The sequence below is a fragment of the Phenylobacterium sp. CCH9-H3 genome, assembly GCF_001557235.1.
Classification (GTDB): Bacteria; Pseudomonadota; Alphaproteobacteria; order Caulobacterales; family Caulobacteraceae; genus Phenylobacterium.
In genome coordinates this window covers 1-8,758 of the sequence record NZ_LSJI01000010.1, presented here as the reverse complement: position 1 = coordinate 8,758, position 8,758 = coordinate 1, and the positions used below count along the sequence as shown (strand labels likewise).

Here is an 8,758-nt window from a genome sequence, read left to right as displayed (position 1 = left end):
ATGACCTCTCGCCAGCGTACCGTATATCGGTGTCCCGATAATGCACTGGGGCCGGACCAGAAATAGCTCGCAGCGAGATCGAGCCCGCCGGCCCGGTACTTGGCCCCGACCTCGATATTGTCGGCGATCACGGGCTGTAGATCGACCAGTTGCCCGACGGACTGCCCCGGCGTGCGGACCGCCCTGAGGATCAGGCCGGCATCCGGCATGGTGAAGCCCTGCGCGTACGAGGTGAAGACCGAGAGGCCATCTCGGGGCTCCACCACCAGGCCTGCATTGGCCAGGACCTTGTCGAACTTGGGCGAGCCGCCGCGAACGAAGGTCCGATTCGCACTGGCGATGGTCGTGAAGTCCGGGACTTTGAGGGTGGCGTTCTCGTAGCGGAGCCCCCCAGAGAGGCGGACGCGATCCGCAAGCAGCTTCTGCTCAAGCTGCACGAAGGGCGCCCAGCCGCGGTAGATCATCTGCGGCACCCAAAGGCGGCCGGTCTGGGCCAGTTCCTGCTGGGTGCTGTCCCGAAGGAGGTCGGCGCCCGCGATGAATTGCAGTCCGGTCCAGAAGGGGTCTTCACGCACGAAGGTGAGCTTCGCGCCGTACTTCTCGGATTGGAGGGCCGATTGATCCGACAGCGTGCCCGTCGGCGCGATCAGCGGGTCCTGGAAGACCGGAAGGGCTCCGCCGCCGTAGAGGGCGTAGAAGTCGTAGTAGAAGCCCTGAACCGTCAGCGCCCCGCCGAGCACATCGCCATGCCGGTAGGTGAGCGCAAGGTTGACGGCCTCGTTCCGCGGCGGATCGCTGACCGGCGTTCCCTTTCTGGAGGTGGCGGGGACGCCCGCGGCGATGTCGCCGGGCACGCCGACGTAATCTCCGTCTCCGGCTTGGTCGAACACGTTCGCGGTAAACTCGAGCCGCTGGTGGGCCGCGAGATCGACGCCGAGCTTGGAGAAGAGGCTCCACGCCCGCGTGTCCATGATGTCGCCTTGGGTGGTGTCGACGCCCACCGGGCGGTCGCGGCCATCATAGTAGAGGTCGTTCTGCTCGTAGGCGCCGCCGACCACGAAATCGTAGCGCCCCACCTTCCGGGCAGAGATCAGCGAGGTCTTGTAATGCAGGCCGTTCGCCTCGAGGTCGTCGGCGGTCAGCTCGGCCGTGAGCCGGTTCAACCACGCGCCGGTCTTCGGCGGAGCGATGGTCACGTAGTTGATGACTCCGCCGGTCGCGCCGACTCCCTGGATGGCGTTGGCGCCATAGATCACCTCGATCCGGTCTACGAAGGCCGGATCGATCGTAAAACCGCTGCGCTTTCCGTCGCGAAGCGGCGTCGATTGCGGGATGCCGTCGACCAGGTAGAGCGGCGTGCGTCCGCGGAGCGACTCGCCCGTGCTCGTCATCTTCTGACGGCCCGGCGCGAAACTCGGGATGGAGAAGCTCAGGCTGTCGAGCAGGCTGGGGCTGACGGCCAGCTGAGTCTGCAACGCTTCACGATCAATGACTCTGACCGTGCTCGGGATCGCCGTGATCGGGGTGGGCGCGCGCGTGGCGGTGACCACCACTTCGTCCAGCGCCGCTGCGTCGATCGCCTCGGCGGCCGTCGCGTGAAGCGGCGCGAACCCCGCAGTTAGCAGGAAACTCATCTGAAGCGCTGAAACCTTGGGCATACGACCCCTCCCCCCATTTGAGGTGGCGTTGATATGCGCACGTTTCTGAGAATGCAAGTCGTTCGCAATTATGTCGGTGGCGGGTGCGCCTCTTGGGGCATCTGGGCTGGCCCGAGGACGCGGGCAGCACGCCCAAGGCCCTCCGCTTCTTGGGTCAGGGACCGCGACACGGCTGCCGCCGAAAGCAAGTTCCGAGAGATCCTCCCGCTCCCAGACCCGTTACAGGCTCTCGTGGCCAGCTCAAGCTGCAGCCAGCGTCGCCGCATCCGACGCCATGTCGATGAGCGCCCAGCCATAGGCGCCGAGCGCCGGAAGCGCCGTGGTGGCGATGCCGAAAGCCCGTCCGCCGGCGCCGCGCGGATAGCCGCGCAGGAAGGTCGCGCGCCCGAGGCTGAAGAGGATCAGGGTCGCGATAATATACGCCAGCGCCGCTTCGCCGCCGACGGTGGCCAGCGCGAGCGTGGCGACGCTCGTGATGAACGCCTGTTCGAGGGTGTTCTGCAGGAAGGCCTTCGGGACCGCCAGGCGGGCGCTCGGTCGGCTGTAGGCCGAACCGGCGTTGTCCGCGGCGGACCTGAACCGCACCTTCGCCACCATCCGCACGCCCAGCACAACCCACAGCGCGATCACGAGGTCGGCCCTCAGCGCAAAGGCGAGGCGCTCCGCAAGGGCTTCCGGAAAGGTGAAAATTCTTGGGAGCCCCAGGCTGGCGAGCGCGAGGGTCGGCCCGCAGACAGCGAAGGCCAGGAGCGATTGCCGAAGGACGGCCCGCTGCTCCTTCGGGAGATCAACATGCGGCGGCGTGAGCGGCTGGGTCACCGGGATGGCCTCCTTGGACGGGCCCAGAGCCGGTAGGTGTCCCCGAAGATCTCCGGGTGCTCGCGCTCATGGCGGTGCAGGGCGTGAAGGTCACGCAGCGCGCCGGAGCGGGCGTTCTGCGCCAGATAGCGCGTCCGGTCGGCCGGGTGGCCGAATTGCACGCCCAGGAACTCAAGGCCGGCTGTGCTCATCATCTCCCCGATCTGCGGCAGGGTGAAGCGGTGCTCGTTCACGTGGAACAGGAGGTCGCGACAGTCCGAAAGGGTCCAGAAGTCCGATGCCGGGCTCATCACGCCGTCCAAGGCAGAGGGCGTTCCATCGAGCATCAGCGAGCGGCGCAGCGCCCGTATGCCGTCCGGATCGTCTCGGTAACCGGCGCGCGCGATGTGGGCGCGCGCTTCGACGACTGCGCGTCGGCCGATCTCGCTGTAGAGGCCGACGAAGAGAAGGCCGTCCGGCCTCAGGAGGCCCGCAAGGACCCGGAGTCCCTGCGCCGGATCGGCCATGTGATGCAGCACGCCGAAGCTGTCGATCAGGTCAAACCGCTCCTCCATCGTCGGCAGGTCCAGGATGTCGGCCTGCAGGTGTTCCACCTCGGTGAGCCCATAAGCGCGGGCCTTACGCATGGCGTAGCCAAGACTGGCGGCGCTAAGATCGATCGCCAGGATCGAGGCGCCGCGATAGGTGGTCGCCACGCGCAGGGTCTCGAGGCCCGTGCCGCAGCCGGCGATCAGCACGCGGGGGTGGTCAAGATCGGGAATCTCGCCGGCCGAAAGGTCCGGTAACGCGCTCTGGATCGCCCTTCGAAAGGGCAGTGGGTCGCCGAGGCTGCAGCGGGTCCAGCGCGGGTAAGGGCTCTGCTCGTACTGTTGCTGGACAGCGCGCGAGATGGCGTCGGTGGGCGGTTTGAGAACCTGCAGCTGGGCGCGCAGTTCGGCTTCCTCCGCCGGCTCGCTGAGCTGCTCGCGAAGGAGTTCGGCGAGCGCCGGCAGGGCGGCGCTCCGGAGACGCGCAGCGAGCGGCGTTGTGGCCAACGGGCGATAGGCGGCGACGATCGCGATCTTGGTGAGATCGCCGCCCTGCCCTCCGATATCGTCACGATCGAGGGCGGTGATCAGGTTGGCTACACGGGCCTGCTCGGCCGACGCGGCGAATAGGACGTATTCATTGAGGAACGCCTGCCGGGCCAGCGCGATCGCAATGCCGAGCTCCTCTTCAAGGGCTTCGGCCGCCCCGTCAGTTAGGTCCAGAAGGTCGGCCCGCAGCTGGACGAGCGTCAGTTCAATGGCCACGTCGGGCACCGGGGCGGAGGCGAGCAAGGTTTGAAACAGCGGATCCTGGATCAGCCGGGAGGCGGTCGCCGCCTCGCGCTCCAGCGTCTGCACCAGCTCGCCGGGGGCCCGGGCGATCACCTCCAGGAGGCGATCGATCTGCGGATCCTGCCGCAGCGCGGCGATGGCCGCCGTCGCCAGGTGGCGGGGATTGACGTCGGGCCGGTCGAACAGCTGCAGCAGGATGTTTCGGAAGCCCGGCGTCGCGGGCGCCACGCGTGTGTGACGGAGCGCGCCGGCCAGTCGCCGCCAGGCCTCGGCGTCCCCGGGCGCGGCCTCCACGGCCTGGGCGAGCAGAGCCAGCCCTTCCGGTCCGTGACCGAGTTGCAGCCGCGCCAGGCCGAGGTTCGCCAGCAGGATCGGACGCAGGGGGTGGCCGGCTGGCGCCGCTTTGCAGCCGGCTTCGAAGCGCTCCGCGGCCGCGGCGGCGTCGCCGCGCTGCAGGCGCAAGAGACCGAGACCATTGAGCGCGGTCAGCATTGCGGGCGCCCGTTGCAGGGCCATGCGGTAACAGCGCTCAGCGTCCGCCCTCTGGCCCATCAAACGATAGGCGTCGCCACCCGAGGCATAGGCCTCCGCGAAGTCAGGTTTCAGAGCCGCCGCTTGTCGGAAGAACTTCGCCGCCTTCTCGTACGCCTGCTGTCGACGATGGGCTTCGCCAAGATTGAACTGGATGAACGGGTTCTTCGGCTGGCCGCCGGCGGCCTGTTGAAACCATGCGATCGCATCCTCCGGCCGCCCGGTGTTCATGGCGACCGTGCCGAGGACGTTCAGCGCCGACGGATCCAGCGGCCTCGCCGCAAGAACCTTTCGGGCGTGTTGCTCAGCCTCGGCCCAGCGGCCCGCGTTCGCGTGCGCGACCGCCTGCTGCAAGTCGGCCAGGACCTGAGGTGGCGGGCCGCCTGGCGCCAAGCCCCGTGCTGGAGGTGGAAGCCGTCTCATCCGAAGTTCACGCGGCGCCCAGCGACCGCGCCTCCCGCAGGTCCGTGCGGGCGTCGCGAATGATCGACCAGGAAGACTGGAGGAAGAGCCCCGAAATGATCACCGCCACGACGAGATCGGGCCAGGCGGTCTTGGTCCAGAACACCAGGCCCGCGGCGATCACGACGGCGAGGTTGCCCAGGGCGTCGTTGCGGGAGAAGAGCCAGACGGCGCGGACATTGGCGTCGCCGGCGCGATGGGGAATCAGGATGAGCGCCGCCGCGACGTTGGCCACCAGCGCGATGATCCCGAACACGCCCATGAGCTCGGCTTCGGGCTGGTTTAGCACCAGGACGCGGTAAGCGGTGTTCAGAAGCACCCCCACGCCGAGCGCCGCCAGGAACAGACCTTGGATCAACGCCGAGCGCGCGCGCCAGACGAGCGACCAGCCGATCGCCAGCAGACCGAGGAACGTGATCAGCCCGTCGCCCATGAAATCGAGGGCGTCGGCCTTCAGCGCCTGGGAGCGGGCGACAAAGCCCGCGACGATCTCCACCAAGCCGTAGCCGACGTTGATCAGCACCACGATCCAAAGCGCCCGCCGGTAGGCCGGCGTGATGTGGCTGAGGTCCTTCGGAAGCTCATCGTCGTCGGACGTCGCCGAACTTCCTTCGCGATCGAGGTGGTAGCCGAGCTCCGTCACCGTCGCTTCCACCGCTGGCGTGCGTCTCGCCGCATCGTCGACCTTCAAGGTCATCATCGACGAGGCGATGGAGACACGCGCCTCTTCCACACCCGGCAGCTTGGCCACGGCGGACTGAATCTTTTCGGCGCAGCTCGAACAATCCATGCCGGTGACCCGGTAGCGGAGCGTCCCTGCGGCGGCTGTCGTACTCGACATGCGAATTCTCCTGACCTGGGCACCCTACTTGCTCTAGCGGCTAGAGGATCAAGCCGTTGCGGTGCGTTTTTTCGCAGGCTCGCGGAGGCGCCTCTTGATCCTCTAGCGACTTGAGCATGTATCCTGCTGTTGAGACCTATTCTCAGTCGCACTCAGGATGCTTCGATGCCGGCGCTCGCTCGCCTCTTCCTTGCGGTCGCCCTCGTGGCGGTCGCGCATCTTCCCCAGGCTGCCCGAGCCCAAGACGCCACCCCCTCGGCGGAGGTGGCTTGGCGCCTACTGGACTATATCGCCGTGGATTACCCCGGCGCCGTCTCCAAGGGCCGCATCATCAGCGAGGCCGAGTATGCGGAGATGCGGGAATTCTCCGCCTCCGTGCGCAGCCGCATCAGCGCCCTGCCGGCAAGTTCGGCTAAGCCGCAGCTCCTTACGGAGGCCAACGCACTTATAGCGTCGGTGGATCAGCGCGCGGAGCCAGCGGAGGTGGCGCGACAGGCGCGGGGCCTCGCGACCGATCTGCTCAAGGCTTACCCCGTGCCGCTGGCGCCGCAGCAGGCGCCGGACCTCGCCCGGGGGGCGGCCCTCTATGCCGAGCAGTGCGCGTCCTGCCACGGCGCAGCCGGCAAAGGCGACGGTCCGAACGCCAAAGGGCTGGAGCCGCCGCCGATCGCCTTCACCGACGTGGCGCGCGCCAAGGAGCGGAGTCTGTTCGGCCTCTACCAGGTGATCGGCCAGGGGCTCGACGGCACGGCGATGGCGAGCTTCGCCCACCTGCCGTCCGAAGACCGCTGGGCCCTCGCCTACCATGTGGGGAGCCTCGCCTATTCGCGAGAGGCCGAGCGTGGCGGCGAGCAGGCTTGGCGAGCCGGGCCGAAGATGCGAGGGGTCGTGCCCGATCTGCAGGTGCTGACCCAGACCACGCCCGCGGCGCTCGCCACCCGCGTGGGCGAGCCGCAGGCGACCCAGCTGATGGCCTATCTGCGCCGTCATCCGGAGGCTGTGGCGACGAAGTCGGCTGGCGGTCTGGACGTCGCCCGCCGCAAGCTCGCCCAGAGCCTTGCGGCCTACCAGGCGGGCGACCGCAAGCAGGCCGAGGAGCTGGCGCTGTCGGCCTATCTCGACGGGTTCGAGCCCGTCGAACCCCTGCTGCGCGCGCGTGACGGGGCGCTGATGGCCAGGGTCGAGGGCGCAATGGGCGCGCTGCGGGCGAGCCTTAACCGCGGGGCGCCGCCGGCCGAGGTGGCGGTGCAGGTCCGTGGGCTCGAGGCCTTGTTCGACGACGCCGCTCGCGCGCTCGCGCCGGAGCGGGCCAGCGCCGCTTCGAGCTTCCTGGGCGCCTTCACCATCCTATTGCGGGAAGGCGTCGAGGCGCTGCTGATCGTGATCGCGATGATCGCCTTCCTGCGCAAGGCCGAACGCCAGGACGTGCTTGCCTATGTCCATGGCGGCTGGATCACCGCCCTCGTGGCGGGCGGGCTCACCTGGGCGGCCGCGACCTACCTCATCTCCATCAGTGGGGCGAGCCGTGAACTCACCGAGGGGTTCGGCTCCCTGGTCTCGGCGGTCGTGCTGATCTCGGTGGGTGTCTGGATGCATGGGAAGGCGCAGGCCGGCGCCTGGCAGGCCTACATCCGCGACAAGCTGTCGGCGGCGCTCTCCAAGCGCTCCGCCTGGTTCCTGTTCCTGCTGGCCTTCATCGTTGTCTACCGGGAGGTCTTCGAGACCATCCTCTTCTTCGCCGCCCTCTGGAGCCAGGGAGGCCAGCTCGCGATGGTGTCGGGCGCGGGGCTGGCAGTTGTCTGTCTGGCGGTGATCGCTTGGGCGCTCCTGAGCTACAGCAAGCGCCTGCCCATCGCGCAGTTCTTCTCCTATAGCTCGATCCTCATCGCCGTGCTGGCCGTGGTACTCGCCGGCAAGGGCGTCGCGGGGCTGCAGGAGGCGGGGATGCTGGACGTGCGACCCCTGGCCGCCCTGCCCCGCATCGAGGTGCTCGGCGTGTTCCCGACGTGGGAAGGGCTCGTGGCCCAGCTCCTGACGCTGACGGCGGTCGTGGTTGGGTTCTGGGCGGCGGGCCGGCGCGCCCAGGCCGCGGCCCGCCTGCGGGTCGATCCTTGATGATCGAGCGCAAGGAGCAGGGCTGGCGGCCGAGTCCTCAGACCCGCGACTTGAATGGAGCGGCTGATCGGAGCCCGCCTTAGCCAGCCGCCACGTTCAAGCCGGGCCTCGGGTGATCGCGTAGCTTCCTCCCTGCTACAGGTCGAGGGAGCTTTCATGCTTAGGGTTTTGCGGGCGGCGTACGCCCCCGCGTTCATGTTCGGGTTCATCGGCGCCGCGCTGGCGCTCGTTGCGAGCGGCCTGCCCTTGGCTTGGCTCGCCGCACTTCTGGGCGCCGCCAGCGACAGCCGCGCCCGGGCGGACGACATCTGGCGGCCTATGACGCTGAGCCGAACAACTTGAGCAGGAGCACAAAGACAAGCGCCGCGGCCGGTAGGATCGCGAGCCGGATCCAGGGGTTCAGGTGCCTGAGGTGTTTCAATTGTCGCCCTGTTGACCGCGAGCGGGCACCACCTGCGGCCTCCGCCATCCGAACGTCACGATCGCGGTTCCGGCGGCGTCGCCTGGCGTTGGTCGCGATCGCGGGCGTCAATCGTCTCCATACCCGGCGACGGCTTCGGCATCGGGCTTGGACTTTCGCCGGGAGCGCCCCACATCGGGCCGGGTCGACTTGCGGGGCCCATCTTTCCGCAGGCGCTGAGCGCCAGGGCGACGGCCAGAAGGCAGGCGGCCTGGAGCGGCTTGCATCGTAGGTGGTTCATTCGCATCTCTGTTGCCAAACGATTGGGGGCGGTCGGGTCGCGCGGCCCGCTGTCGTGAACGGTCATGGCCGAGGCCGCGGGACGACGTTGGCCGATGGGCTTGGATCGGCGACGTCAGGGGCTCGGACCTTAGGTCCCGCGACCATCCGCGGCGAGAACGGCCTGAGATCGGCGATCTGCTGGCTCTCGAGACGGAAGCGGACCTTGTCGCCGGGCGCCACGCCGGCGAGGAGCGACGACTTGGCGACGCCGAACGGCTTCGTCCCACCCGGCCAATTCAGGCTCTCGATCGGCTCATAGGCGATGGTGACC

The 8,758-nt window shown here is 68.3% G+C and carries 7 protein-coding genes; 2 read left to right on the top strand and 5 right to left on the bottom strand.

Annotation, left to right across the window (positions count from 1 at the left end; genetic code table 11):
• The 4 genes from AX721_RS00330 to AX721_RS00315 form a co-directional block, all read right to left on the bottom strand.
• The coding region (locus tag AX721_RS00330) for a TonB-dependent receptor (RefSeq protein ID WP_068873935.1) at positions 1-1,658 on the bottom strand (1,658 nt) is incomplete at its 3' end.
• A gap of 240 nt (positions 1,659-1,898) precedes the next feature.
• The gene (locus AX721_RS00325) at positions 1,899-2,477 is read right to left on the bottom strand and encodes a hypothetical protein (RefSeq protein WP_068873934.1); all 579 of its coding nucleotides are present in this window, start codon (positions 2,475-2,477) and stop codon (positions 1,899-1,901) included.
• On the bottom strand, positions 2,474-4,681 hold the full coding sequence (locus tag AX721_RS00320) for a class I SAM-dependent methyltransferase (RefSeq protein ID WP_068873933.1): 2,208 nt from the start codon (positions 4,679-4,681) through the stop codon (positions 2,474-2,476). Before AX721_RS00320 ends, AX721_RS00325 begins: the two co-directional genes overlap by 4 nt.
• Before the next feature lie 76 nt (positions 4,682-4,757).
• Positions 4,758-5,630, bottom strand: a complete 873-nt coding sequence (locus AX721_RS00315; RefSeq protein WP_082765650.1) for a cation transporter — start codon at positions 5,628-5,630, stop codon at positions 4,758-4,760.
• Positions 5,631-5,795: 165 nt separating this feature from the next.
• Here AX721_RS00315 and AX721_RS00310 point away from each other — a divergent pair, with 165 nt between their 5' ends.
• Entirely contained in the window at positions 5,796-7,745 is a 1,950-nt protein-coding gene (locus tag AX721_RS00310; protein WP_068873932.1) for a cytochrome c/FTR1 family iron permease, read from the top strand.
• A 156-nt stretch (positions 7,746-7,901) separates the two neighbouring features.
• Entirely contained in the window at positions 7,902-8,087 is a 186-nt protein-coding gene (locus AX721_RS00305; RefSeq protein WP_068873931.1) for a hypothetical protein, read from the top strand.
• 421 nt (positions 8,088-8,508) lie between these two features.
• Here AX721_RS00305 and AX721_RS00300 read toward each other — a convergent pair.
• The coding region (locus AX721_RS00300) for a copper-binding protein (RefSeq protein WP_197422415.1) at positions 8,509-8,758 on the bottom strand (250 nt) is incomplete at its 5' end.